The organism is Burkholderiales bacterium (assembly GCA_036262035.1).
Lineage (GTDB): Bacteria > Pseudomonadota > Gammaproteobacteria > Burkholderiales > SG8-41 > JAQGMV01.
Map to the genome: position 1 here is coordinate 37,677 of DATAJS010000013.1, position 23,640 is coordinate 61,316.

Here is a 23,640-nt window from a genome sequence, read left to right on the forward strand (position 1 = left end):
TCACATCGGCATGACGCTGAGCGCGACCGGCCACGGATAGGCGCCGGGAGCGACGTGCGGCGCGAGCGTGAAACGGTAGTCCATCGCGACCTGCGGCGCCTGCGCGGTCGCCTTGTGCAGCAGCGTGCCCCCGCCCGGACCGAACTCGGCCGCGGTGTCGAGACCCGTCACGCGCACCGAGCGCACGAAATCCTGCGTCGGCTTCATCTCGAACAGGCAAAAGCGCGAACAGCGCAGGTCGACCCGCGTCGCCGCCGGAACGTCGACGTAGCCGCGGCGCACGTCTTCGGCGGTGATGACGAGGCGCTGCGCCTGGTGGACCGAACCCACGCCGACGGCGTCGACGACGGTCGCGGACACCCTCATCTGCGCGCGCGCCTGCTCGGCGTGCACTTCGCGATTCATGGGGATCAGGGCGGCGGCGAACGCGAGCACTGCCAGGCGGCGCTGCAGCTTGAGCGCGGCCGCGAGACGGTCGCGCCGGAGACAGCCGGCGGCGAGCAGCTCCTCGCCGATGCGACGCCCGCTGGTGCGCTTGGCGTCGAGGGCGGCGGCGAGCTGCGACGCGGAGACGTCGCCGGCTTCGACGAGGATCTCGCCCAGGCGCAGGCGGACTGCGCCGGGCGCGTACTGCCGAAACCGCGAAACCGTGGCCGTCACGACTCCCCCTTGGCGGCGCCCCGGATCGGGTTGGAGCGCCCATCGTCCCTTTTACGGCACGGGCGCGACAAGACTCAAGGCTTATGGACAGCCGGCCGCGACTTCGATCACGAAGTACTCCGCGGACATCGTCAAAGGAAGGGAGGTTCAAGGAGGGAAACCTTGGTTTCCCTCCTTGGCGTTTACCTGGCGATGTAGCGCTCGCTTTGCGAGCGCTACATCGCCAGAACGAGCTGGTTCAGGCGCTTCACGAACCCTGCCGGATCCTCGAGCTGACCGCCTTCGGCGAGCAGCGCCTGGTCGAACAGCACCTGGCTCCAGTCGCCGAAGCGCGCCTCGTCGGCTTCGCCCTTGAGGCGCTCGACCAGCGGATGGTGCGGGTTCACTTCGAGGATGGGCTTCACGCTCGGCACGTTCTGCCCCGCGGCCTTGAGCAAGCGCTCGAGGTGCATGCCCATGTCGTGCTCGTCGGCGACGAGGCACACCGGTGACTCGGTGAGGCGCTGCGTCACGCGCACGTCCTTCACCTTCTCGCCCAGCGATTTCCTGATGCGCTCGACGAAGTCCCTGTACTCGCCGGCGTCTTTCTCCTGCTCCTTCTTCTCGTCGTCGTCGGCGAGCTTGCCGAGGTCGAGACCGCCCTTGGCGACGCTCTGGAGCTGCTTGCCGTCGAACTCGGTGAGGAACGACAGCGCCCACTCGTCCACACGATCGGTGAGCAGCAGCACTTCGATGCCTTTCTTGCGGAAGATCTCGAGGTGCGGGCTGTTCCTGGCGCCGATGTACGATTCCGCAGTGACGTAGTAGATCTTGTCCTGTCCTTCCTTCATGCGCGACACGTAGTCGGCGAACGAGACGTTCTGCTCGTCGCTGTCGTTCTGCGTCGACGCGAAGCGCGCGAGCCTGGCGATGCGCTCGCGGTTGGCGTGATCTTCGCCCAGGCCTTCCTTGAAGACCTTGCCGAACTCCTTCCAGAACGTCGCGTACTTCTCCTTGTCGTTCTCCGCGAGGTCTTCCAGCATCGACAGCACGCGCTTCACGCTGCCGGCGCGGATCATCTCGACATCGCGCGATTCCTGGAGGATCTCGCGCGAGACGTTGAGCGGCAGGTCCGCCGAGTCGATCACCCCGCGCACGAAGCGCAGGTACACCGGCATCAGGTGCTCGGCGTCGTCCATGATGAACACGCGGCGCACGTAGAGCTTGATGCCGCGGCGATGCTCGCGGTCGTAGAGATCGAACGGCGCGCGCGCCGGGATGTAGAGGAGCTGGGTGTATTCCTTGTTGCCCTCCACGCGGTTGTGCGTGTAGGCGAGCGGCGGCTCGAAGTCGTGCGCGACGTGCTTGTAGAACTCGTGGTACTGCTCCTCGGTGATCTCGCTCTTGGGACGCGCCCACAGCGCACCGGCCTGGTTGACGGTCTCGTCCTCGTCGGTGAGCACCTGGTCTTTTTTCTCTTCGTTCCACTCCTCTTTCTTCATGAGGATGGGCAGCGTGATGTGATCCGAGTATTTGCGGATGATGGTGCGCAGGCGATAGCCGTTGACGAGCTCGTCCTCGCCTTCGCGCAGGTGCAGGGTCACCGCGGTGCCGCGCTGCGGACGATCGACGGTCTCGATCGTGTATTCGCCCGTGCCGTCCGATTCCCAGCGCACGCCGTGCTCCGTCGTAAGACCGGCGCGGCGCGTCTCGACCGTCACCTTGTCGGCGACGATGAAGCTCGAATAGAAGCCGACGCCGAACTGGCCGATGAGGTTGGCGTCTTTGGCCTGGTCGCCGGTGAGGCTCGCGAAGAATTCGCGCGTGCCCGATTTGGCGATGGTGCCGATGTTGTCGATCACCTCCTGCCGCGACATGCCGATGCCGTTGTCGGCGACGCTGATCGTCCGCGCGGCGCTGTCGAAGGTGACGCGTATCCTGAGCTCGGGGTCGCTCTCGTAGAGCGCCTTGTCGGTCAACGCCTCGAAGCGCAGCTTGTCGGCCGCGTCGGACGCGTTGGAGATGAGCTCGCGCAGGAAGATCTCCTTGTTGCTGTACAAGGAGTGGATCATGAGCTGCAGGAGCTGCTTGACTTCTGCCTGGAAGCCTAGGGTCTGTTTGGTGGTGGTTTCAGCCATCTGGTAAGTCTCCGGTGCAAAGGCGCTGTCGAATATCGGGGCGCGCGCCGCGGAATTCAAGCCCTGCTACGATACGGCCCGGTTCTTCGAGGAGAGATCCCACAATGTCCCGCCTGCCCCAAACCGGCGCCGCCGTCCTGCTCGCGTTCGCGGCCTGTTCCGGCGCCTACGCCGCCGAATCCGCGAATTTCCCCGAGCGTCCGATCCGTGTCGTCGTGCCGTTCCCCCCCGGCGGGGGCACCGACCTCGTGACGCGGACGATACAGCCCGGTCTCTCGCAGCGGCTGGGCCAGCAGATCGTCATCGACAACCGCGGCGGGGCGCAGGGCATCGTCGGCACCCAGATCGCCGCAAACGCCGCGCCCGACGGCTATACGCTGGTCATCGCGGAGATCGGCGCCACCGCGGTCGGCCCGGCGATCACGCCCAACGTGCCGTTCGACGTGGTGCGCGATTTCGCGCCGATCAGCCAGCTCATCGTGCAGCCGTACATCCTGTCGGTGCACCCGAGCGTGCCGGCAAAGAGCGTCGCGGAGTTCGTCAAGCTGGCGCAGTCCAAGCCCGGCGCCCTCAACTACGGCTCGGGCAACGTCACCGCGCACGTCATGCAGGAAGTGTTCTTCCGCACCGCGAAGATCCAGCTTCACCACATACCCTACAAGGGATCGGGTCCGTCGGTGCAGGCGCTGGTGCAGAACGAGGTGCAGACGATCTTCTCGGGGCCGGGCGCCGCAATCCCCCAGATCAAGGCGAACCGCATGCGCGCGCTGGCGGTGACGACGCTCAAGCGCTCGCGCGAGCTGCCCGACGTGCCGACGATCGACGAGTCGGGTTACAAGGGCTTCGAGATCAGCGGCTGGTACGGGATCATGGCGCCCGCAAAGACGCCCGCCCCCGTCGTCAAGCGGCTGAACAACGACATCGTCGCGGTGCTCTCGACCGGCGAGACGCCGAAGATCCTGATGGCGCGGGGCTACGAGCCGACCCCGACCACGCCCGAGGCGTTCACGAAGTATCTCCAGTCCGAAGTGCGGCGCTGGGCCAAGGCGGTGAAGGAGTACGGCATCAAGTCGATCGACTGATATGAACGACGCGGCGCCCACAGCGGCGACCAGCGACGAGAGCGTCTGGTCGGGCTCGCCTTCGCAGATCGTCAACCTGCCGGCGTTCGTGATCTGCACGCTGCTGTGCTGGCTCGTCGTGCCGATCTTCGTCGCGCTGTGGAAGTGGCTCGTGGTGCGCAACATCCGCTACGAGCTCACGACCGAGCGGCTGAAGCTGCGCGAAGGGGTGCTCAACAAGGTGTTCAACGAGGTCGAGCTCTACCGCGTGCGCGACTATCGTGCGGAGCAGCCGTGGTACCTGCGGCCGTTCTCGCTGGGACATGTCATCATGGGAACGACCGACGCGTCGCATCCGACGGTGACGATCCGCGCAGTGCGCGACGTCGAGCGCGTGCTCGATCTCGTCCGGCGCAATGTCGAGGACTGCCGTGCGCGCAAGAACGTGCGTGCTATAGATTTGGAATAAAACCTGCGCCGCTGTGTATTATCTTTCATTGAATAACTCTAAATCCGGAGGAGGGAGATGATGATGCGATTCAAAGCGATTGCTGGCGCGCTCGCCGTCACCGCAGCCTGCGTCGCGCCGCAGGCGCTCGCGCAGGGCCTGGCCTGCCCGGAGAAGTCGATCAACTACTGGCAGGCTTTCCCGGCCGGCGGCGAGTCCGACCTTTCGGCGCGCCACCAGCAGATCGTGCTGCGCAAGAAGTGCCCCGGCATCGACGCGATCATCCAGTACAAGCCCGGCGCGGGCGGCGGCCTCATGTGGGCGCAGATGAACAACCTGCCCGCCGACGGCCTGAACGTCGTCGGCGTCAACCTGCCGCACATCGTGCTCCAGCCGCTCGAAGGCCAGGTGCAGTACAAGACCGAGGACGTCACGCCGGTGTACTGGTTCCACTACACGCCGGATGCGATCGTGGTGCTGGAGAACAGCCCGATCAAGACCTTCGCCGACCTCGTGAAGATGGCCAAGGCGAAGCCGGGCGACCTCACGTTCGCGGGCTCGGGCACGAACTCGGCGAACCACGCCGCGCACGAGAAGCTCAACCAGGTGGCGAACATCAAGACGACCTACGTGCCGTTCAAGGGCACCGGCGACCTCACGACCGCGGTGCTCGGCAACCACGTGAGCGGCGCGATGTCGTACTCGGCGTTCGCGATCAACAACAAGGGCAAGCTGCGCGCGATCGCGGTCGCGCTCGACAAGCGCCACCCGCTGATGCCCGACACGCCCACGTTCAAGGAGCTCGGCTTCGACTGGATCGACGGCGCGTATCGCGGCATCGGCATGCCGAAGTCGACGCCCGCCGCGGCGAAGAAGCGCATGTCGGATCTGTGGGCCGCGCTCAACACCGATCCGGAGATGAAGGAGCTCGCGTTCAAGAGCGGCTTCGAGCTCGTCAACGTCGGCGTCGACAAGATGGAGCCGTTCATGCGCGAGCGGACGAAGGCTTATACCGATGTCGCGAAGCGTCTGGGACTCGGTAAGTAAGGCCAAAGGCGTTTTTACCGCAGAGGACGCAGAGGCGCGCAGAGGTTTTTGATCGTCATCCCCGCGCAGGGGATCCATGTTGACGTAACACCGAGTCAAAAATGGATTCCCGATCACTCCCGCTGTCGCGGGTGGGGAATGACGATTCCTACCGGACTTTCTCTGCGCGCCTCTGTGCGCCTCTGCGTTAAAAAGCGCTTTTGACGTTCCTTGGTTTCCTTTGAGGTTCGACAGGGTTTAAACACATGATCGCCGTCATCTTCGAAGTCTGGCCCGCCGAAGGCCGCACCGCCGCATATTTCGACACGGCGGCGACACTGCGCCCTGAGCTCGAGAAAATCGACGGCTTCATCTCGATCGAGCGCTTCGAGAGCGTCACCACGCCGGGCAAGTTCGTGTCGCTCTCATTCTGGCGAGACGAGGAAGCGGTGAAGCAGTGGCGCAACCTCGAAGCGCATCGACGGGCGCAGGCTGCGGGACGCGGCGGGGTGTTCGCGGACTATCGGCTGCGGGTCGCCTCGGTCATTCGCGATTACGGCATGAACGAGCGAGACCAGGCGCCGTCAGACAGCCGCGAACGTCACGATAAGTCGTAGCGCCGCCAGGCGCATAAGCCCGCCTTTGCGCGGGGAGGTGTGGCCGCAGGCCGCGCCGACCAGCGGCGTAGATTTTTCAGCCCGCGATCTCGCCGATCGCGATGACCGGTCCGGTCGGGCCGCCGGTCGGTGAGCCGCCGGCGGGTTCCACGCTGATCGCGAGCTTCGCGCCCTTCACCAGCCGATTGGCGTTCTGCGGCGCGACCGGGATGCGCGCGTCGAGCGTGCCGAGCACCGCGAGCGACAGCGGCGCGCCGCCTTCGGCGGGTATGAGCCACAGCTCGTAACTCTGCGACGGCCCTGCGAGCACCGGCCTTGCCGCTTTCAGCTCGAGCACGTCGCGTCGTGACGTCACTGCCGCGGTCACGCGCGCGGCATCCGCCTTGCCTTCGAGCTGCGCGATCGTCACCGCCGAGGGCGTCCCGGTGCCGACCGGCCGCACGAACTGCGGCGCGATGGCGAGCACCAGCAGGGCGGTGGCGGCGCCTGCGATGCCCTGCCACACCCTGACCTTGCGATACCACGGCGTGCGGTAACGCCCCAGCCCGAGCTCGCGCTCGAGGCGCTTCCACGTATCGGCCGACGGCTGGACTTCGATCATCGGGGTATACCTCGGCGTCATGGCGCGCCAGTGCTCCAGCCGCAGCGCGACGCGCGGCTCTTCGCGCAGCGCGCGCTCGAAACGGCGCCGCGCCGCGCCTTGCAGCGTTCCCAGCAGGTACTCGCCGCACAGCGCGTCGAGGGCGCGGCTCTCTTCGAGCTTCATCGCCGGGTCCCCATGCACGACTCGACGCAGTTGCGAAGGTTTTCCATGCCGCGCCTCACCCACGTTTTCACGGTGCCGAGCGGCTTCGCGAGATGCGCCGCAAGGTCGCCGTGAGAAAGGCCGTGCTCGTACGCGAGCACCAGCGCCTGACGCTCGACCGCCTGCAGCTTCGAAAGACAGTGGCGCAGCCACGTCGCGGCGCGCCGCCGGTCTTCCTCGTCGTCCGGCGACTCGCTCCAGTCGAACAGCCTGTCGAGCGCGCCGTCGGGGTCGTCGTCGAGGGTGTCATGGTAAGAGGCGACGCGCGACACGTCGTGGCTGGATTTCACATCTATCGCGCGATTGCGGACGATCGCGACCATCCATGCGACGGGCTGGTTGGCCAACGGGTCGAAGCTCTCGGCTTTTTTCCATATGGAGGCGAACGCGTCGTGCAGCACCTCTTCGGCGATCTCGCGCCGCGCGACGACGCGCTGCGCCACGCCGAGCAGCAGCGGCGCGCACAGCCGGTAGAGGCGCTCGAAGGCCTCGGCCGATCCCTCGTCGCGCGCGCCCGCGCGCAGCAACAGCCTTTTGATCTCGTCGTCGTCGAGCATCGCTCAAATCCCGATGGCGTCACCTTCGCAGGGAAACGTCCGAGCTGTCGGCATGGATGTTAGCGCGCCGCATCCGGATCGGGGGCTCGCCCGTATCGGGCGAGAGAGGGGCGGATCGAGAGAGCGCCCCTCGCCCGATCAACCGTGAGGAGAACACACCATGGGCAAGCGCAAGGAAGGATCGATGACCGTCGCGGCCGCCCTCGCTTTCGGCGGATGGGCCGCGGTCGCGGCCGCTCAGATGTCGGGTCCCCAGGTGCCCGATGCGCTGACGCCGCCCGTCGGACACAAGCACGCCGACGGCAGCAAGGTCAGCGGCAAGCAGCTCGCCGTCGCGCCCGAGCTGCCGCGCGACGGCGGCGCGGTGAACACGGAGACCACGGTGAAGTATTCGGCAGACTACGTGTTTTATAAGCCGTAGCTTCCGCGCGGCGCGCTTCGCGTCCATGATTCGGCAGATGCGACGCGAAGCGTTCATCACCGGCGCGAGCGGCTACATCGGCCGCTCGCTCGCCGCCAGGCTGCACGAGCGCGGGCACGCGGTGCGCGCGCTGGTGAGAAGAGGCTCGGAAGGCAGACTGCCGCCCGGGCCGTTGCCGGTTTACGGCAACGCGCTCGACGCGGCGTCGTATCGGGACGCGGTCGCCCCTGCGGACACCTTCGTGCACCTCGTCGGCACGCCGCATCCGAGCCCTGCCAAGGCGCGGCAGTTCCGCGAGGTCGACCTCGTGTCGATCCGCGAAGCGGTCGCGGCGGCGCTGCACGGGCAGGTGCGACACTTCGTGTACCTCTCGGTCGCACATCCCGCCCCGGTGATGGCCGCGTACATCGAGGTGCGCAAAGAAGGCGAAGCGCTCGTGAGGGCGAGCGGGATGGCCGCGACGTTTGTTCGGCCGTGGTACGTCCTCGGCCCCGGTCACCGCTGGCCGATCGCGCTGATCCCGGTGTATCGCCTCCTGGAGCTGATCCCTGCCACGCGCGAGACCGCGACGCGGCTCGGGCTCGTCACGCTGGAGCAGCTCGTCTCGGCGCTGGTGCACGCCGTCGAGCATCCCCCTTCGGACGTTCGTGTGTTAAATGTACCGGACATACGCGAACGTCTTTGAGGAGGGGCGATGCGCTCTGGAGTCTGGCTGTTCATGTCCGCGGCTTTGGCTGCGTCCAACGTATACGCGGCGCAAGGCGTCTATCCCGATCGCCCGATCCGCCTCATCGTGCCCTACCCGCCCGGCGGCAACATCGACATCACCGCGCGCACGATCGGGCCGGGACTGGGCGAAGCACTCGGCGCGCAGATCGTCGTCGACAACCGCGGCGGCGCCGGGGGCACGATAGGCTCCGAGATGGCGGCGAAAGCGCCGCCGGACGGCTACACCCTGCTGCTGGGATCGACCGGAACGCTCGCCACCGCGCAGGCCCTGTATCCCAGGCTGCAGTTCGAGCCGCTCAAGGATTTCGCGTACACGTCGCTCGTGTCGTCGGTCGCGCTCGTCGTCGAAGTCATACCGACGCTGCCCGCGCGCAACGTCAAGGAGCTGGTCGCGTTGCTCAAATCGCGCCCCGGCCGCGTCACGTTCGCCTCGTCCGGCATCGGCACCTCGAACCATCTCACCGGCGAGTACTTCCAGACGGTGACCGGCACGAAGCTTACGCACGTGCCGTTCAAGGGCAGCGGTCCGGCCCTGGTCGACCTCATGGGCGGGCAGGTGGACATGATGTTCGACCAGGTGTCCTCGTCCGTGGGCTACATCAAGAGCGGCAAGATCCGCGCGCTCGCGGTGGCCACGCTCAAGCGCACGAACGTGCTGTCCGACGTGCCGACCATGGACGAATCGGGCTACAAGGGGTTCGAGGCGCGTACGCTCACGTGCGTGCTGCTGCCCGCGAAGACCCCGCCGGACATCGTCAAGCGCGTCTACGCCGCGGTCGTGAAGGTCCTGCGGACGCCCGCCACACGCGAAGCGTTCGCAAGAGTCGGAGCGGACGTCATCGAGAGCACCCCCGAAGAGCTCGACAGGCTCATGAAGGCCGAGAACGTGAAGTGGACGAAGGTGATCCGCGACGCGCACGTCAAGGTCGAATGAGACGCAGGATGATCGTCCACGACCGCATGCAGCGCGGTTACCGCTACGAGATCACCGAACCCTCCGGCCGCAACTTCGATCCCGGGTTCGAGCCGCAGGTCACGCCGGCGGAGATGCTGCGGCTCGGTGTGTTCGGCGGCAAATACATGACCGACTGCCGCGAGGAATTCCCGGCGTCGTGGTTCGAGCGCGCGAAGCTGTGCGCCGAGCGTCACGACCCGTCGCTCAACTGCTTCGGCGTCAACGCTTCGCAGCCGCTCTCCGAGTGGCAGCGCAGGGGCTGGATCCATCCCGACGACCCGCGCGGCTGGTTCCAGTGGTACTGCCGCTATTACCTCGGCCGCCGCCACGAGGACGACGCGCGCCAGATCGGCCGCTGGAAAGCGGTGACGCGGCACCTCGCACAGCTTCGGAAAAATTGCCGGCGCGGCGATCTACTGTGCCGGCCGCGTCAGCGCCAGGCGCTGCTGCACTGGGCTTACGACACGCGCCGGCTCTGAATCCCATGCGACGAACCGTTCTGCTGCTCGCGACGCACGCGACGGCGCTTGCGATCGGTTTTGCAGCGGGGATTTACGTGCTGCCGATCCTCAGCGCGCCCGAGGCGCCGCCGGCCTCCGAGCTGCAGAAGGCGGCCGCGGCCGCGCAGTTCATCGGACAGTTCCGGCGCGATCTGAAGGACAGCGATCCGCTGCACTGGGGCGAAGGGAAGGTGTCGATCGGCGCGCGCGCGATCGCACTGCAAGGCCGCGTGTCCCCCGGTCCCGCATACAAGCTGTACCTCTCGCCGGAGTTCGTCGAGACCAAGGCCGACTTCCTTCGACTCAAGTCGGCGATGGCGCAGGTCGGCGACGTGAAGACGTTCGAAAACTTCGTGATCGCGGTCCCCGAGCCGCTCGACGTCGCGCGCTACACCAGCGTGGTGATCTGGTGCGAGGCCTTCAGCCAGTTCATCACCGCCGCGCGCTATCGCTGAAGCGCGCGTTACATCCACGCCCGCCCCACATCCGTATATCCGGCGGCGCCGCGCATGACGCGGTGACGACCTCAAAGGAGAGCCGGAATGAAATTCATGATGACGTTCGAGTGGGCGCCCGACACCAGGACGCGGGGCGAGGCCATCGCGCGCTTCCGCGCGACCGGGGGGCTGCCGCCCAAAGGCGCGAAGCTCCTCGGCCGCTGGACCCGCGCCGACTTCAGCGGCGGCTACGGTCTCATCGACACCGAGGATCCGCAGGCGCTCGCGGAGTTCGCGCTGCAGTGGAGCGATCTCATGCAGCTTCGAATCCTGCCGGTGCTCGAGGACGGCGCGCTGTCCGAGGTCCTCGAACGCACGTCGAAATAGAGTCCTCCGCGGTGCGCTTGCGCGCACCCTACGCAGTAGCCGATGCTGATCCGTAGGGTGCGTGGTAACGCACCGCTAACTGCGCGCTTCGGCCGCGCGCGGTCGCGTGACCAGCATGAGCGCGGCCCCGATCGCCAGAACGCCGAGTCCCACGAACGCGTGCACGCGGTGGTATTCGAGGCTCTTCCACAGCAGGAACGCGCACATCAGGACGAAGACCGCCGGCACGATCGGGTAGAACGGCACGCGGAACGGCCGCGGCGCGTTCGGCTCTTTCTTACGCAGCGCGAAGAGCGCGATACCGGTCAACAGGAAGAAGCCCCAGAACACCGGCAGCGAGTACTCGACGAGCTGTTTGAAGCCGGCCTGCGTGAACGCGCCGAGGCCGACGAGCGCGAGCGCGATCGCGCCCTGGAACACGATCGCGGTGCGCGGCGAGCCGCTCGCTTCGTCCCAGCGCCCGAGGAAGCCGAGCACCGGCCAGTCGCGCCCGAGCGCGTAATTGGAGCGTGCGCCGACGATCATCGAGCCGTTCACCGAGGTGAGCGCGGCGATGGCGATCATGATCGAGATCACTTTCTCGCCGGTCGGTCCCCACACCACCTTGAGCAGGTCGGCCGCGACCGCGTCCGAGCGCGCCATCGCCTCGAAGCCCAGCCCGCGCATGTACGACACGTTCACCAGCACGTAGAGCAGCGCGACCAGGCAGATCGAGAACAGCAGCGCGCGCGCCATGTTGCGGTCGGGGTCGCGCACTTCCGCCGAGATGTACGCCGCGTCGTTCCAGCCGCCGTAGGTGAAGAGCACGAAGAGCATCGCGGTGCCCAGCCCCGCGCCCATGTACCACGGGCCGCTCGAGCCGGCGGCGGCCGCGGCGGCCGGCGCAGCGGGCGCGCTGGCTTCGGGCGCGAGGATCAGACCCGCGACCACGATCAGCACCAGGCCGCCCACTTCGAGCACGGTGAAGACGTTCTGCGTGGCCTTGCCTTCCTTGATGCCGATGTAGTTGACGAGCGTCAGCACGCCGACGACCAGCGCCGCCCAGATCGCCGACGAATGCGCGCCGAGATTGATCACACGGCTCAGGTAATCGCCGAAGAGATAGGCGAACACCGCGATCGAGCCCGCGACGATCACCGTCATGCGCGCCCAGCCGTACAGAAAAGCGAGCGAAGGCCCGAACGCGCGCCGCAGGAAGTGATATTCGCCTCCCGCCGAAGGGAAAGCCGTTGCGAGCTCGGCATAACAGAGCGCGCCGATGATCGAGAAGATGCCCCCCGCGATCCACAGCGCGACCGCTTCGGTCGGGCTGCCCGACGCCCCGGCGACGATCGACGGCGTGCCGAAGATGCCGGCCCCGACGATGAGGCCGACGATCATGGTGACCGCGTCGAAGAGCGACAGGGTGCGCTTAGGTACGCCGCGCTCGTCGGCCATGGTCAGCGTCCCTCGTCGTCCGAGGCGCGGCGCATCTCGCCGCGCTGCGTGAGCTTGGCGGTCCACTTCGCTTCGCGGGCGGCGGCGCCTTCGCCGATCTTCACGACGCCGTCGATCGTGTCGCCGACGACCTTGCCGCTGAACTCGTGGCGCTGGTTACCGGGGCTGCCCTTGGGCTGCGCGATGAACGTGACCTTGTCGCCGCTCATGCGCCCGCGCACCAGCGTGCTGTCGTTGCCCGAGCGCATGTTGCCTTCGATGACCTGGAACTGCTGGTCGAACGCGAGCTCGTACGGCACGGTCTTGCCGGCGACGTTGACGTCGGCGTGCCATTTGCCCGCGACGAGCGCCGGCACGTACCACAGATAGACATAGCTCACGCCCGGCGTGCCGACTTTCTTCTCGGGCACGACGAGATCCTTCTGCTCGTCCGGATACCACGCGCCCATGTGGTAGTCGTGGGCGACGACGCGCGTGCCGGGCTTGAGCGCGAGGATCTTCGGCCGCAGCTTGAGATTCATCTGCGGCAGCAGATAGCTCGACACGACGGTGGCCTTCGAAAGGTCGGTCTCGAACAGGTTCTGCTCGATGAAGGTGGCGCGCTCGGTCATCCCCGCTTTCTGCGCGTTCTCGCGCGCGATCCGCAGGAGGTAGGTATCGAGGTCGACGCCGAAGGCGCGAGCGCCTTTCTGCGCGGCGCTGATCACGAAGCGGCCGTCGCCCGAGCCGAGGTCGATGAGGTAATCGTTCGGCCCGATCTTCGCCATCTTCAGCATCTCGTCGACGACGATCTGCGGGGTCGGCACATACACCACGTCGCCGCGGCCTTCCTGCGCCGGGGCAGTGCCGGTGAACGCCGCGGAAGCGGCGAGCGCCAGCGTGAGTTTTCGCATCCAGTTCATGTCGGTCTCTCCTAGTAACTTCGAGCGAGCGCCGCGCTTGCGGCGGCCGCCTCTATATTGATCGTTCCGCGCGCGATGCGCGTGGCCTGCCATTCGATCTCGCGGTCGACGCCGGTCACGCGGGCCTTGCCGCGTATGGCGTCGCCGTCCACGCGGCCGTGAAGCTCGTAGCGCGTCGGGGCGCCTTTCGACTGCGCGACGAGCACGAGCGCGATGTCCGGCCCGTTCATTTTCGCGCTCGAGACGCGCAGCGGCTGCCCGTCGAGACGCGCCGCGCTTTGCAGCACCTGGAAAGTCTGCTCGACGGTCGCCTCGAAGACGCCCGGCACGCCCGCGGCGAACTGCCAGCGCCAGCGGCCTGCGGCGTTCGCCGGCACGATCCACAGATACACCTCCGACTGCGGCGGGCCGTAGCGCTTGCCCGGCACCGGCACGGTGAGGTGCGCATCGGGCTTCCAGTTGCCGAAATCGAACTCGTGCGACACCACGCGCGTGCCGGGCCTGAGCTCGGCGAAGATGCGCGGGCGCAGCTGCATGTTGACGCTCGGAAAGAGATAGCTCGTCAGCACCGTCGCGCGGTCGATGTCGGTGATGAAGAGGTTCTGCGCGACGAACTGCGCGCGGTCCTTGACGCCCTGCCGCTCCGCCTCCCGCCGCGCGTCCGACACCAGCGCGCCGTCGAGCTCGACGCCGAAGCCGCGCGCGCCGTATTTCTTCGCGGCGGTGATGACGATGCGACCGTCCCCCGAGCCCAGGTCGATGACGAAATCGTCCGGGCCGACTTTTGCGATGTCGAGCATCGCCTCGACGACGTTCTGCGGCGTGGGCACGTACGGCACGTCGGCGGCCTGCGCGAACGCGAACAGCGGCGCGCAGAGCGCGAGCGCGAGCAACGCTCGCCTGGTGCAGGCGAGGGCGCCTGCGCCGCCCGTCACCGCCTTATCCCTCACCGCTTCACCCGTCACCGCTCCATTCGTCACTTCTTCGCCGGCGCCGCGGCAGCGGCGACGCGCTGCGCCCGCCACCTGAACTTCGCCTGCTGGCGGCCCACGTCGCGCGTGAGCTCGCCTTCCATGGTGTCGCCCACGACGCGCCCGTCGAAGTAGAGGCTCGCCTCGTGGTCGCGGTCGCGATTGTCGACGACGACGAATCGTATGCGGTCGCCTTCGAGAGTCGGCTCCCACAATCCGCCCGGCTGGCCTGCCTGCCGCGCATAGCCGTCGATCTCCTGGTATTTCTGCCGCAGCTCCATGTCGAACGCGTACTCGCCTCCCGGCACGCCGGCACGCACCTGCCAGCGCCCCGCGACGGGCGCGGGAACGATCCACAGGAAGACGTTCTTGCGGATCGTCACCTTGCGGTCGGGTTTCCAGTCGTCGAAATCGAAATCGTGGGCGACCAGGCGCGTGCCGGGCTTCAGCTGCAGCATGCGCTCGCGCAGCCGCTTCATCACCGGCGGGATCAGGTACAGCGTGACGACGGTCGCCTGCGAGAAATCGGTCTTGAAGAAATCCTGCTGCAGGAACTTCACGCGATCGACGACGTTCGCCTGGCGCGCGCTCTCCTCGCTCTGGTAGATGAGGTGGTTGTCGAGCTCGACGCCGACCGCGGTCGCGCCGAACTTGCGCGCGGCCGAGATGACGATGCGCCCGTCGCCGGAACCGAGGTCGTAGACGACGTCTTTCGGCCCGACGTCCGCGAGCTTGAGCATCTCGTCGACGACCACCTGCGGCGTCGGCACGAACGGCACGTCGAAGAACTGCGACCAGGCGAGTATCGGTACGCCCGCCGCCGCGCCGATCGCGGCGATGCCGCCGATGACGCGCCGCCGCGTCAGGTCGATTTCCTTCATCCTTTCACCCGCACTGCGCGCCACGCGCTCTCCTGCTGCTTCGGCCCGTAACCCCAGCGCACACGGCCTTCGATCGTGTCGCCGGCGACGCGCCCTTCATAGCGATACGCGACGTCGTCCTCCGCCAGCACGAACGAGATCCTCTCGCCCGACAGACGCGCCTCGAACGCCGGGAGAAACCCGCCCGCCACGCGCGCGCCGCCCTTCACCTCCTGGTAGCGCTGCTCGAAGTCGATCTCGTACTCGCGCGCCTTGTGCAGCGCCGCGCTCATGCGCCAGGCGCCCGCGACGCGCGCAGGGACGACATACAGGTAGAAATTCTTCGACACGTTGACCACGCGGTCGGGCTGCCATCCCGCGAAACCGTAATCGTGCGCGACGATGCGCGTGCCGGGTTTGAGCTCTTTGACGAGCTTGGGCTGGAGCCGCTCCACGAGCGAGGTGAGGAGATACATCGTCACGACCGTCGCGTCCGAGAGGTCGGCCTTGAACACGTCGCCCTCGCGGAAGCTCGCTCGGTCCGCGACCCCTTCGCGCTTCGCGGTCTCGCGGCTCTCCGCCACGAGCTTGCCGTCGATCTCGATGCCGACGCCGCGCGCGCCCCACTCTTTCGCCGCGGTGATGACGACGCGCCCGTCGCCGGAACCGAGGTCGTACACCACGTCGTCCGGCCGGACTTCGGCCAGCCTCAGCATCTCGTCGACGTTGAGGTGCGTCGAAGGAATGTACGGCGTCGGCACGTCGAGCGTCGCGGCGCCGACAGGGATGGCAGCGAGGCCCGCGCACAGCGCGAGCGTCCGGAACGTCGTGCCGGGCGGCAACCTCACTGTGGCGGGATCAGCGTGGGCGGCGGCAGCGTGTAGTGCCGCGGTTCCCACGTTTCGGTGCGCGCCGCGCTCCACGCGGCCTGCTGCGCCTGCGCACCGCCGCGCGAGGTGCGCGCGGTGCCGTCGATGCCGTTGTTGACGATGCGGCCCGAATATTCCTGCCGCGTCGAGCCGTCGAGCTTGGCGACGAAGGTCAGCGTGTCGCCGGTGAGCTTGGCATCCTCGATCGCGACGCTCTTGCCGTCGGCGGTGAGCGTGCCTTCGACCTTCTGGAAGTTCTGGTTGAGCGAGAGCTCGAAGTCGCGCTGCGCGCCGCCCTCGTTCAGGCGCCAGCGCCACTTGCCCGCCGCCTTCGCCGGCACGACCCAGTAGAACACCTTGCTGGTCTTGTCGCGACCGACCGGCTTGTTCGGCGCGTCCATGGTGAAGGTGAGATCGGGCGGCCACTCGCCCATGTCGTAGTCGTGCGAGACGACGCGCGTGCCGGGCTTGAGCATGTTGAAGAGCCGCGGCCGCATCATGAGGTTCACTTCGGGCAGCAGGTAGATCGTCACCACGCTCGCCGGCGAGAGGTCGGTCTCGTAGATGTCGCGCTCGTAGAATTTCGCCTTGTCGGCGACGCCGGCTTTCGCCGCGTTGTGGTTCGCAAGCGTCACCAGACGACGGTCGAGATCGACGCCGAAGCCGCGCGCGCCGTACTTCTTCGCGGCGGTGATGACCATGCGGCCGTCGCCCGAGCCCAGGTCGATCACGTAATCCTTGGCCGTCACTTTCGCGACTTCGAGCATGCGGTCGACGACGTTCTGCGGCGTCTGCACGTAGGGCGTATCGCCGTAATCCTGGGCGCCGGCGGCAGTTACGAAAAAAGCTGCCAGAAGCAATGCGGCGAGCGCCGCGAACACTGATCTCATCGGTTGGCGCTCCAGTCGGTCCTGGCCGACAGTTTGGGTGCGGAAAGATCGGCAGTACCGTCGATAGCGGCGCCGTCGACCTTGCCGGTGAAGTGATGTCGGGTCGGACTGCCCTGCACGTCGGCCGCGAAGTCGAAGGAAAGCTCGTCGCCGACGAGCTTCACGTTCGTGAGCTTCGCGGTGCGCCCGCCCACCTTCGCGGTGCCGGATACTTTCTGGAATTCCTGCTGCAGCGTGAACTCGTACGGCACCGGCTTGCCGCGCACCTGCAGCTCCGACTTCCACGTCCCGTTCACCTTGGCGGGCACGATCCACAGAAAGATGTCGGAGACGCCGCCCGAGCCGCCGTACTTGTCCTTCGACTCGACCTGCTCGTGATGCTCCGGCTGCCAGTCGCCCATCGAGAAGTCGTGCGAGACGATGCGCGTGCCCGGCTTCAGATCGAGGAGCTTCGGCCGCAGCTGAAGGTTGACCTGAGGCAGCAGGTACATCGTGATCACGGTCGCATTGCCGAGATCGGCTTCGAAGAGATCCTGGCGATTGAAGTACACCTTGTCGGTGACGCCTTCCTTGCGCGCGTTCTCGTTGGCCTCGGCGATGCGCGTCGGGTTCAGGTCGACGCCGAAGCCGCGCGTGCCGTATTTCTTCGCGGCGGTGACGACGATGCGGCCGTCGCCCGAGCCGAGGTCGATGAGGTAGTCGCGCGAGCCGACCTTGCCCACTTCGAGCATGCGGTCGACGACCACCTGCGGCGTGGGCACGTACGGAACGCTCGCGTTCGCCGCGTGCGCGGACGGTATTGCTGCGCAGGCGAGCGCGAGGATCGAAGCGGCGGCGCGCGAAAACCGCCGCAGCCGACCGGAGATCGTTTGCATGTGGGAAGGCGGGGTGGCTATGATTGCAGCCCCTCATTATAGCCGCGGGAACCCTCTTGCTGCTCTACGCGATCCTCTTCGTTTCCGGGGCGTCCATACTCGCGCTCGAGCTCCTCGCCTCGCGCATCATGACGCCCTATTTCGGCGTCAGCCTCTACATCTGGACCGGGATACTCTCGATCACGCTGCTCGCGCTGGCGCTGGGCTACTGGGCGGGCGGCAGGCTCGCGGCCAGGCCGGCGGGCGCCAAGTCGCACGCCGCACGGCTGCTGCGGCTCTATGCGTGGATGCCGGCGATCGCGGCGGCGGGCATCGTCGGGGCGTGTCTCGTCTATCCGCACACCTTCGGCGCGCTCGCCAACTGGAGCCTCGTCGCCGGCGCTTTCGCCGCGGCGCTGATCTTCCTGCTCGTGCCGCTCGTCGCGACCTCGGCGATGAACCCGCTCCTCGTCGCGCTGCTCCTCGAAAAGCACGCGGGCGGCGACGCGGGCGCGGGCAAAGTGTTCTTCGTGAGCACCCTGGGCTCGGTCGCCGGCGTGTTCGCGACCGCTTTCGTGCTGATCCCGTACGTGAGCAACTACACGGCGACGCTGATCGTGGCCGGCGTGCTCGCGGCGCTGACGGTGGTGGTGGTCGTCGCGGCGCCCCCCGGCGCCGCCAAAGTCGCCGGCGCCGGCGCGGCAGGTATCGCCGCCCTGCTCTTGTGCGCGGGCATGCTTTGGCAGGCCGACAGCTATACCGGCCGGCAAGGACCGTTCAGCTACGGCGGCGTCTCGTGGCGGCTGGAAGCGAGCGAGAGTTCGCTGTTCGGCACGGTGAAAGTGCTGAAGAGCGAGGAGATCGAGGCGGGACGGTTCGTCCGCATGTACTTCCACGACGGGCTCACGCAGAACACCGTCGATTCGAACAACCGCTCGGTGTCGTTCTATACCTATGCGCTCGAAGGCCTCGCGCGCATGTACGGCGCCGATGCGAAGCGCACGCTGGTCCTCGGACTGGGCGCGGGCATGGTGCCGATGCGCCTCGCCGAGCGCGGGCTGAAGGTGGACGTGGTCGACATCGATCCGGTCGCACGGCGGATCGCAGCCGCGTACTTCGGCTTCGACACCGCGAGGGTCGCGACGCACGTCGCGGACGCGAGGACGTTCGTGGGACAGTGCCGCGGCGCGTACGACGTCGCGGTCGTCGACCTCTTCCACGGCGACGGCACGCCCGAATACCTGGTCACGCGCGAGTTCTTCCGCGATCTCGCGCGCTGCCTCACCGACGGCGGCGTCGCGGTGTTCAACACCTTCGCCGATCTCGAACGGCCGCGCGCGTACGCGCACCTGCTGGCGACGCTGCGCAGCGAGCTGCCGCATCTCGCGCTCTACCGCCCCGATGCCGGAGGCTCGGTCCACGTGAACAGCTTCATCGTCGCCTCCGCGAAGCCGCTGCGGGAGCCGAGGCGCGTCACGTTCGACGACGTGCCGGCGCGGCACCAGACCGCGCTGTGGAACATGCTGGGCGGACCGATCCCGCTGGGTTCCGAGCTCCTCGAAGGCGGCCGCGTGATCACCGACGCGGTGAGCGCCGCAGCGCACGACTTCGCGGACATGCAGCTCGCCTATCGCCGCACCGTGGTCGAAGGCATGCCCAGTGGCATGCTCATGAACTGAAAAAGATTTACCGCAGAGGACGCAGAGGACGCAGAGGGATTCGTCGGGTATTTATCGTCCGCCCCTCATGCTCAAGAAACGATAGTGCAAGGCGTTCGCGACCGCCTAGCCTTTCCTCTGCGTCCTCTGCGTCCTCTGCGGTTAAATTGCTTTTTATAGTCGCCGGGCAGTCCACTTGGCGGTGCGTCCGCCGCCGAGGTCTACCGTGCCCTGCATCGATTCGCCGGTCGCGGTGCCTTTGAAGCTGCGACGCTGTGCGCCGTCGAAGAGCGTGAAGCGGATCTCGTCGCCGCGCAGGGTCGAGGTGGTGAGTCTCACCGGCTTGCCGGCCGCTTCCACGCTGCCCGAGACGTTCTGGTAGCGCTGGCGCAGGCTCACGTCGTAGCGCTCGCCGCCGTCGACCTGCACCTGCCACTTGCCCTGCACTTTCGCCGGCACGATCCACAACAGGATGTTCGCCCTCGGCACGCCGTTGATCTTCTCCTTCTCCGGCACGTCGAGCGTGAGCTGGTCGTCGGGATGCCAGTCGTCGAAGGTGTAGTCGTGCGACACGATGCGCGTACCCGGCTTGGCCTCGAGATAGATCTTGCCGCGGATGTTGATCATCATCGACGGCAGCAGGTAGAGCGTGATCACGCTCGCGCGCGACAGGTCGGCCTTGAAGACGTCCTCGACGCGGAACGACGCGCGGTCGGCGATGCCGAGCTTCTTCGCCGCTTCGTTGCTGTGCTTCACGAGCTCCCGGTCGATGTCGACCCCGTGCCCCGAAGCCTTGAGCTGCGAAGCCGCCGTGAGGACGATGACGCCGTCGCCCGAGCCGAGATCGATCACGTAGTCCTGCGGCCCGACGTTCGCCATGCGCAGCATCGCATCGACCACCACCTGCGGGGTCGGCACGTAAGGCCCACCGCTGCGATCGGGCTCTTTCTCCTGCGCGGGGGCGGTCGCGACGGCGAGCAGCGCCGCGAATGCGACGAAGGCCCTGCGGCCAGCGCTCATCGCGGCTTGACGAACTTGAGGACGAACTCGTCGTTCGGCACGGTGTTCTTGAACACCGAGAGCTCGCGCGGATCGGCGGGGTTGCGCAGGAAGTCGGCCGAGCCGACGTAGCGGAAGCCCGCGGCTTCGATTTCCTTGCGCACCAGCGCTTCCTCGATCCGGTGCAGCGACTTGGTCTCGTTCGCGCCTGCGCCGGCTTTCGCCGAATGGTCGGCGACGATGTACACGCCGCCGGGCTTCAGCGCATTGAAGATCGCGCGGTTCATCTTCGCGCGGTCGACGCCGAGGTGCGCAGTGTCGTGGTAGATGAAGTTGAAGGTGACGAGGTCGAGGTTCCTGAGGTCCGGCGGCACCGGATCCTCGAACTCGCGCGCGAGCGGGACGACGTTGCCCATCGTGCCGCGCTTCATGCGCTCGGCGAGGCGGCCCTTGACGAAGTTCTCGAGGAAGAACGGGCTGTTGTGCGCGTAGACGAGGCCGCCCTCGCCCACCGCGCGCGCGAGAAGCTCGGTGTTGTAGCCGCCGGTCGCGCCCATGTCGAGCACGCGCATGCCGGGACGCACGTCGTAGAACGCGAGCAGCTTCTCGGGCTGCCGGCGCTTGTCGTTCGTGCGATCCGCTTCCATGCGGTTCGGCGCGGCGACGATCGCGGCGTAATCGGGCGGCGGGGCTTTCGCTTCGGGTGCGGGGTCGTGCGTGGCGCACGCAGACAGGGCGAGCGCAGCCGCGAACGCCGCGGCGCGCCGTACGGCGGACGGAATCATGACCTTCCCCTTGGGTGTTTGTTGTGGGCGTATGGTAGCGGCGAAGAAGTGACGGGTGAAGCGGTGACGGGTGAAGCGGTGACGAAAAACTCTCCCTCCCCCCGCGCACGCGGGGGGAGGGTCGGGGTGGGGGGCGTCACCGTTCCATCGGTCACTGTCCTATCCGTCACCGATTCATCCGTCACCATAAAAAAAGCCGCCCGACGGCGGCTTTTTTTATCGGCGAAAGCCGACGCTCACCGCGTCGCCCCCACCGGCGCGCCTTCCATGCCCGTGCTGTTCGTCGGCTCATGTATCACCGGTTGCGGCGCCGACTCGTTCGCCGCGCTCGGCGTCACCGGGTTCGGGAGATTCGGATTGTCGCCGCGCGCCATCGGACGCGGCCCTTGAGCCGGATACGGCTGCGGATAGGGGGCCGCGGCCGGGCCGTACACCGGGCCGTATGCCTGCGGCGGCGGCACGGGGGCGGGCGCCGGATACACCGGCGCGCCGCGTACGAGCGGACGCACGCCTTCGGGCTGCTGCACGAAGGGCTTCGCCTCGTTCGGGTTCTGCGGGTTGTCCGCGCGCGGGATCGCGTTCACGCCGCTGGGGATGTGCTGGTTGAAGACCGGCGTCTCGATCGATCGCGGCGTCTGTATGCCGCCTTCCTGCTCGATGCCGCCGACCTGCGCGACCGCGGAGCCCGCGGCCATGACGGCGGCGGCAACCGCTGCACGGAGCAATGTCTTGCGTGCGTTCATGACTGCCTCCTGGAAAGTGTGCAAATCACTATTCCATGGGCAATCGACGTACCTCTGGGCGCGTCGCCCGGGGGCGACAGCGCTATCGGGACTTCACCGCGGTCCACGCCACGCTGCGGCCGCCCTGCACCGCTTCGCCGCGCATGTGCTCGCCGTCGACCACGCCGCTGAAATCGTACGTCCCGTCGGGCAGCGCGAGCTTGAACGCGACGCGCTCGGCATCGAGCTTTCCGTGCGTCAGCGCGACGCGCTTGCCGCCCGCGTCCGCGGCGCCCTTCAGCACCTGATACTGCTGCTGCAGCGTCAACGCGATGGGCTCGGAGGACAGGCCGGGCGCATTGACTTGCCATGCACCCTGCACTTGTGCCGGAACGACCCAGTAGAAGAGGTTGGACTTCCACTGCCCCGGAGTGCCGTACTTTTCCGGGATGTCGACGCTGGTCTGGCGGTCGGGCTTCCAGTCGCCGAACGGGAAGTCGTGCGACACGATGCGCGTGCCGGGCCTGAGCTCGCGCATGAACTTCGCCTGGAGAGTCTGCATCATTCCCGGCAGCAGGTAGAGCGTCACGATCGTCGCCTGCTCGATCTTCGCCTTGAGCACGTCCTGCGTGACGAAGCTCGCGCGCTCGGCGATGCCCCGCTTCTTCGCTTCGGCATTGCTCTGCTGGACGAGGTCGGGATCGATGTCGAATCCCATGCCGCGCGCGTGGTACTTTTGCGCCGCGGTGAGGACGATGCGCCCGTCCCCGGAGCCGAGATCGATCACGAAATCCTTCGGCCCGACCTTGCCGAACTCGAGCATGGCGTCGACCACCGCCTGCGGCGTCGGCACGTAGGGACCCCCGGTACGCTCGACGTCGGCGGCGAAAGCCGTGGAGCACGCGAAGAGAAGCACGGCGATGACGGCGTTCCGGTACATGCGCACCCCTTATACTTTCGCACGATGTTAACTCACCAGCCCCTGCGATGAACCCTCACGCCCCCTCTCCCGACGCGCCGCTCTGCGCCGCGCCCGATCCGAATCCCCGCAAGCCGCGCTTCACGATGCCGACGAACGCCTGCGACACGCACGCGCACATCTGCGGGCCGATCGACCGGTACCCATACTCCGACCGCCGCGTATACACGCCGCCCGACTGTCTGTTGCCCGCTTACCGGCACATGCTCGATACGCTCGGCGCGACGCGCATGGTGCTGGTGCAACCGAGCGTCTACGGCATCGACAACACCGTGATGCTCGACGCGATGCGCGAGATCGGCGCCAACGCGCGCGGTGTCGCGGTCGTCGACAACGACGTCAGCGACGCGGAGCTCGACCGGCTGCATGCGGCAGGCGTTCGCGGCGTGCGCGTCAATGTGGTCGACGTGCCGGACGGCAAAGGCGAGTTCGATTTCGCCCCGCTCGAAGCGCTCGCGAAGCGCATCGAGCGCCGCGGCTGGCACGTCGAGTTCCTGATGCATGCCGACGAATTCCCGGACCTCGACCGGCGCTTCGCCGACTTTCCGGTCGACATCGTGCTCGGGCACCTCGGCTACATGAAGACGGACAAGGGACTGAACGCGCCCGGCTTCCAGGCGCTGCTGCGCCACATGAAAGCGGGCAAGGCCTGGGTCAAGCTCACCGGTCCGTACCGCATTTCGACCGGCGCGCTGCCGCACGCCGACACCATGCCGTTCGCCCACGCTCTGCTCGAAGCCAATCCCGATCGCGTCATCTGGGGCACCGACTGGCCGCACGTGATGGTGAAAGGCGCGATGCCGAACGACGGCGATCTGGCCGATCTGCTGACGTCGTGGGTGCCGGACGAGGCGCTGCGGCGCAAAGTGCTGGTCGAGAACCCGGCGAGGCTCTACGGCTTCAAGTGACATGAACCGGTGACGTGAAACGGTGACATGCATCGGTGATGTACGGTTGCGTCACCGTCTTTCGTCACCGCTTCTTGTCACCGCCT

At 67.1% G+C, this 23,640-nt stretch carries 27 protein-coding genes; 12 read left to right on the top strand and 15 right to left on the bottom strand.

All coding sequences use genetic code 11. The annotated features are described in order from the left end of the window. Both VHP37_15570 and htpG read right to left on the bottom strand, forming a co-directional pair. Window positions 1-660, bottom strand: coding sequence for a hypothetical protein (locus tag VHP37_15570; GenBank protein HEX2827771.1), 660 nt, complete (start codon window positions 658-660; stop codon window positions 1-3). 215 nt (window positions 661-875) lie between these two features. Continuing rightward, window positions 876-2,777 carry a molecular chaperone HtpG gene (htpG, locus tag VHP37_15575; protein ID HEX2827772.1) on the bottom strand — a complete coding sequence of 634 codons (1,902 nt, stop codon included), beginning with the start codon at window positions 2,775-2,777 and terminating at the stop codon, window positions 876-878. 104 nt (window positions 2,778-2,881) lie between these two features. Between htpG and VHP37_15580 the strand changes: the two genes are divergently transcribed. From VHP37_15580 to VHP37_15595, 4 genes are all read left to right on the top strand, one after another. After that, window positions 2,882-3,859 carry a tripartite tricarboxylate transporter substrate binding protein gene (locus VHP37_15580; GenBank protein ID HEX2827773.1) on the top strand — a complete coding sequence of 326 codons (978 nt, stop codon included), beginning with the start codon at window positions 2,882-2,884 and terminating at the stop codon, window positions 3,857-3,859. Between the two features lies 1 nt (window position 3,860). Further along, window positions 3,861-4,307: a PH domain-containing protein gene (locus VHP37_15585; protein HEX2827774.1), complete on the top strand. Its 447-nt coding sequence runs from the start codon at window positions 3,861-3,863 to the stop codon at window positions 4,305-4,307. 60 nt (window positions 4,308-4,367) lie between these two features. Continuing rightward, window positions 4,368-5,333 carry a tripartite tricarboxylate transporter substrate binding protein gene (locus VHP37_15590; protein ID HEX2827775.1) on the top strand — a complete coding sequence of 322 codons (966 nt, stop codon included), beginning with the start codon at window positions 4,368-4,370 and terminating at the stop codon, window positions 5,331-5,333. A 245-nt stretch (window positions 5,334-5,578) separates the two neighbouring features. Beyond that, entirely contained in the window at window positions 5,579-5,929 is a 351-nt protein-coding gene (locus VHP37_15595; protein HEX2827776.1) for an antibiotic biosynthesis monooxygenase, read from the top strand. Window positions 5,930-6,005: 76 nt separating this feature from the next. On the opposite strand, the gene VHP37_15600 is transcribed toward VHP37_15595, so the two are convergent. Then, on the bottom strand, window positions 6,006-6,695 hold the full coding sequence (locus tag VHP37_15600) for an anti-sigma factor (protein ID HEX2827777.1): 690 nt from the start codon (window positions 6,693-6,695) through the stop codon (window positions 6,006-6,008). Beyond that, on the bottom strand, window positions 6,692-7,291 hold the full coding sequence (locus tag VHP37_15605; GenBank protein ID HEX2827778.1) for a sigma-70 family RNA polymerase sigma factor: 600 nt from the start codon (window positions 7,289-7,291) through the stop codon (window positions 6,692-6,694). Before VHP37_15605 ends, VHP37_15600 begins: the two co-directional genes overlap by 4 nt. A 160-nt stretch (window positions 7,292-7,451) precedes the next feature. Here VHP37_15605 and VHP37_15610 point away from each other — a divergent pair, with 160 nt between their 5' ends. From VHP37_15610 to VHP37_15635, 6 genes are all read left to right on the top strand, one after another. After that, window positions 7,452-7,712, top strand: coding sequence for a hypothetical protein (locus tag VHP37_15610; protein HEX2827779.1), 261 nt, complete (start codon window positions 7,452-7,454; stop codon window positions 7,710-7,712). A gap of 37 nt (window positions 7,713-7,749) precedes the next feature. Then, window positions 7,750-8,397 carry an NAD(P)H-binding protein gene (locus tag VHP37_15615; protein HEX2827780.1) on the top strand — a complete coding sequence of 216 codons (648 nt, stop codon included), beginning with the start codon at window positions 7,750-7,752 and terminating at the stop codon, window positions 8,395-8,397. Between the two features lie 9 nt (window positions 8,398-8,406). After that, on the top strand, window positions 8,407-9,375 hold the full coding sequence (locus tag VHP37_15620; protein HEX2827781.1) for a tripartite tricarboxylate transporter substrate binding protein: 969 nt from the start codon (window positions 8,407-8,409) through the stop codon (window positions 9,373-9,375). 8 nt (window positions 9,376-9,383) lie between these two features. Then, window positions 9,384-9,875 (top strand): hypothetical protein, encoded by a 492-nt coding sequence (locus tag VHP37_15625; GenBank protein HEX2827782.1) that lies wholly within the window; start codon window positions 9,384-9,386, stop codon window positions 9,873-9,875. Window positions 9,876-9,880: 5 nt separating this feature from the next. Next, window positions 9,881-10,351, top strand: a complete 471-nt coding sequence (locus VHP37_15630) for a DM13 domain-containing protein (GenBank protein ID HEX2827783.1) — start codon at window positions 9,881-9,883, stop codon at window positions 10,349-10,351. Window positions 10,352-10,438: 87 nt separating this feature from the next. Next, window positions 10,439-10,720 (top strand): DUF3303 family protein, encoded by a 282-nt coding sequence (locus VHP37_15635; protein HEX2827784.1) that lies wholly within the window; start codon window positions 10,439-10,441, stop codon window positions 10,718-10,720. Window positions 10,721-10,795: 75 nt separating this feature from the next. Here the strand turns inward: VHP37_15635 and VHP37_15640 are convergent, their stop codons facing one another. The 7 genes from VHP37_15640 to VHP37_15670 are packed head-to-tail and all read right to left on the bottom strand — an operon-like array spanning window position 10,796 to window position 17,524. Further along, window positions 10,796-12,157 carry an amino acid permease gene (locus VHP37_15640; GenBank protein ID HEX2827785.1) on the bottom strand — a complete coding sequence of 454 codons (1,362 nt, stop codon included), beginning with the start codon at window positions 12,155-12,157 and terminating at the stop codon, window positions 10,796-10,798. 2 nt (window positions 12,158-12,159) lie between these two features. After that, on the bottom strand, window positions 12,160-13,059 hold the full coding sequence (locus tag VHP37_15645) for a class I SAM-dependent methyltransferase (protein ID HEX2827786.1): 900 nt from the start codon (window positions 13,057-13,059) through the stop codon (window positions 12,160-12,162). An 11-nt stretch (window positions 13,060-13,070) separates the two neighbouring features. Further along, complete coding sequence (locus VHP37_15650) at window positions 13,071-14,084, bottom strand: SAM-dependent methyltransferase (protein HEX2827787.1); 1,014 nt, start codon at window positions 14,082-14,084, stop codon at window positions 13,071-13,073. Beyond that, window positions 14,036-14,911, bottom strand: a complete 876-nt coding sequence (locus tag VHP37_15655) for a methyltransferase domain-containing protein (GenBank protein HEX2827788.1) — start codon at window positions 14,909-14,911, stop codon at window positions 14,036-14,038. The genes VHP37_15650 and VHP37_15655 overlap by 49 nt, the downstream gene beginning before the upstream one ends. After that, on the bottom strand, window positions 14,908-15,738 hold the full coding sequence (locus VHP37_15660; GenBank protein ID HEX2827789.1) for a methyltransferase domain-containing protein: 831 nt from the start codon (window positions 15,736-15,738) through the stop codon (window positions 14,908-14,910). Before VHP37_15660 ends, VHP37_15655 begins: the two co-directional genes overlap by 4 nt. Next, window positions 15,735-16,649 carry a class I SAM-dependent methyltransferase gene (locus VHP37_15665; GenBank protein ID HEX2827790.1) on the bottom strand — a complete coding sequence of 305 codons (915 nt, stop codon included), beginning with the start codon at window positions 16,647-16,649 and terminating at the stop codon, window positions 15,735-15,737. Before VHP37_15665 ends, VHP37_15660 begins: the two co-directional genes overlap by 4 nt. Continuing rightward, window positions 16,646-17,524: a methyltransferase domain-containing protein gene (locus VHP37_15670; protein ID HEX2827791.1), complete on the bottom strand. Its 879-nt coding sequence runs from the start codon at window positions 17,522-17,524 to the stop codon at window positions 16,646-16,648. The genes VHP37_15665 and VHP37_15670 overlap by 4 nt, the downstream gene beginning before the upstream one ends. Before the next feature lie 56 nt (window positions 17,525-17,580). Between VHP37_15670 and VHP37_15675 the strand changes: the two genes are divergently transcribed. Then, entirely contained in the window at window positions 17,581-19,182 is a 1,602-nt protein-coding gene (locus tag VHP37_15675; protein HEX2827792.1) for a fused MFS/spermidine synthase, read from the top strand. 153 nt (window positions 19,183-19,335) lie between these two features. On the opposite strand, the gene VHP37_15680 is transcribed toward VHP37_15675, so the two are convergent. The 4 genes from VHP37_15680 to VHP37_15695 all read right to left on the bottom strand — a co-directional run bounded on the left by VHP37_15680 (window position 19,336) and on the right by VHP37_15695 (window position 22,607). Then, window positions 19,336-20,181 (bottom strand): methyltransferase domain-containing protein, encoded by an 846-nt coding sequence (locus VHP37_15680; protein HEX2827793.1) that lies wholly within the window; start codon window positions 20,179-20,181, stop codon window positions 19,336-19,338. Then, on the bottom strand, window positions 20,178-20,945 hold the full coding sequence (locus tag VHP37_15685) for a hypothetical protein (protein ID HEX2827794.1): 768 nt from the start codon (window positions 20,943-20,945) through the stop codon (window positions 20,178-20,180). The genes VHP37_15680 and VHP37_15685 overlap by 4 nt, the downstream gene beginning before the upstream one ends. 236 nt (window positions 20,946-21,181) lie before the next feature. Further along, on the bottom strand, window positions 21,182-21,688 hold the full coding sequence (locus VHP37_15690) for a hypothetical protein (protein HEX2827795.1): 507 nt from the start codon (window positions 21,686-21,688) through the stop codon (window positions 21,182-21,184). 82 nt (window positions 21,689-21,770) lie between these two features. Next, window positions 21,771-22,607, bottom strand: coding sequence for a methyltransferase domain-containing protein (locus tag VHP37_15695; protein ID HEX2827796.1), 837 nt, complete (start codon window positions 22,605-22,607; stop codon window positions 21,771-21,773). A gap of 47 nt (window positions 22,608-22,654) precedes the next feature. On the opposite strand from VHP37_15695, the gene VHP37_15700 reads away from it, so the two are divergent. Then, window positions 22,655-23,554, top strand: coding sequence for an amidohydrolase family protein (locus VHP37_15700; protein HEX2827797.1), 900 nt, complete (start codon window positions 22,655-22,657; stop codon window positions 23,552-23,554). Window positions 23,555-23,640: the final 86 nt, after the last annotated feature.

Coding starts and splice junctions, on each gene's coding strand:
- VHP37_15610 (HEX2827779.1), top strand. CDS start 7,452: ATGGGCAAGCGCAAGGAAGGATCGATGACCGTCGCGGCCGCCCTCGCT.
- VHP37_15655 (HEX2827788.1), bottom strand. CDS start 14,911: ATGAAGGAAATCGACCTGACGCGGCGGCGCGTCATCGGCGGCATCGCC.
- VHP37_15685 (HEX2827794.1), bottom strand. CDS start 20,945: ATGATTCCGTCCGCCGTACGGCGCGCCGCGGCGTTCGCGGCTGCGCTC.
- VHP37_15695 (HEX2827796.1), bottom strand. CDS start 22,607: ATGTACCGGAACGCCGTCATCGCCGTGCTTCTCTTCGCGTGCTCCACG.
- VHP37_15590 (HEX2827775.1), top strand. CDS start 4,368: ATGATGCGATTCAAAGCGATTGCTGGCGCGCTCGCCGTCACCGCAGCC.
- VHP37_15635 (HEX2827784.1), top strand. CDS start 10,439: ATGAAATTCATGATGACGTTCGAGTGGGCGCCCGACACCAGGACGCGG.
- VHP37_15645 (HEX2827786.1), bottom strand. CDS start 13,059: ATGAACTGGATGCGAAAACTCACGCTGGCGCTCGCCGCTTCCGCGGCG.
- VHP37_15620 (HEX2827781.1), top strand. CDS start 8,407: ATGCGCTCTGGAGTCTGGCTGTTCATGTCCGCGGCTTTGGCTGCGTCC.
- VHP37_15665 (HEX2827790.1), bottom strand. CDS start 16,649: ATGAGATCAGTGTTCGCGGCGCTCGCCGCATTGCTTCTGGCAGCTTTT.
- VHP37_15700 (HEX2827797.1), top strand. CDS start 22,655: ATGAACCCTCACGCCCCCTCTCCCGACGCGCCGCTCTGCGCCGCGCCC.
- VHP37_15580 (HEX2827773.1), top strand. CDS start 2,882: ATGTCCCGCCTGCCCCAAACCGGCGCCGCCGTCCTGCTCGCGTTCGCG.
- VHP37_15680 (HEX2827793.1), bottom strand. CDS start 20,181: ATGAGCGCTGGCCGCAGGGCCTTCGTCGCATTCGCGGCGCTGCTCGCC.
- VHP37_15600 (HEX2827777.1), bottom strand. CDS start 6,695: ATGAAGCTCGAAGAGAGCCGCGCCCTCGACGCGCTGTGCGGCGAGTAC.
- VHP37_15585 (HEX2827774.1), top strand. CDS start 3,861: ATGAACGACGCGGCGCCCACAGCGGCGACCAGCGACGAGAGCGTCTGG.
- htpG (HEX2827772.1), bottom strand. CDS start 2,777: ATGGCTGAAACCACCACCAAACAGACCCTAGGCTTCCAGGCAGAAGTC.
- VHP37_15670 (HEX2827791.1), bottom strand. CDS start 17,524: ATGCAAACGATCTCCGGTCGGCTGCGGCGGTTTTCGCGCGCCGCCGCT.
- VHP37_15640 (HEX2827785.1), bottom strand. CDS start 12,157: ATGGCCGACGAGCGCGGCGTACCTAAGCGCACCCTGTCGCTCTTCGAC.
- VHP37_15615 (HEX2827780.1), top strand. CDS start 7,750: ATGCGACGCGAAGCGTTCATCACCGGCGCGAGCGGCTACATCGGCCGC.
- VHP37_15595 (HEX2827776.1), top strand. CDS start 5,579: ATGATCGCCGTCATCTTCGAAGTCTGGCCCGCCGAAGGCCGCACCGCC.
- VHP37_15690 (HEX2827795.1), bottom strand. CDS start 21,688: ATGAACGCACGCAAGACATTGCTCCGTGCAGCGGTTGCCGCCGCCGTC.
- VHP37_15630 (HEX2827783.1), top strand. CDS start 9,881: ATGCGACGAACCGTTCTGCTGCTCGCGACGCACGCGACGGCGCTTGCG.
- VHP37_15625 (HEX2827782.1), top strand. CDS start 9,384: ATGATCGTCCACGACCGCATGCAGCGCGGTTACCGCTACGAGATCACC.
- VHP37_15605 (HEX2827778.1), bottom strand. CDS start 7,291: ATGCTCGACGACGACGAGATCAAAAGGCTGTTGCTGCGCGCGGGCGCG.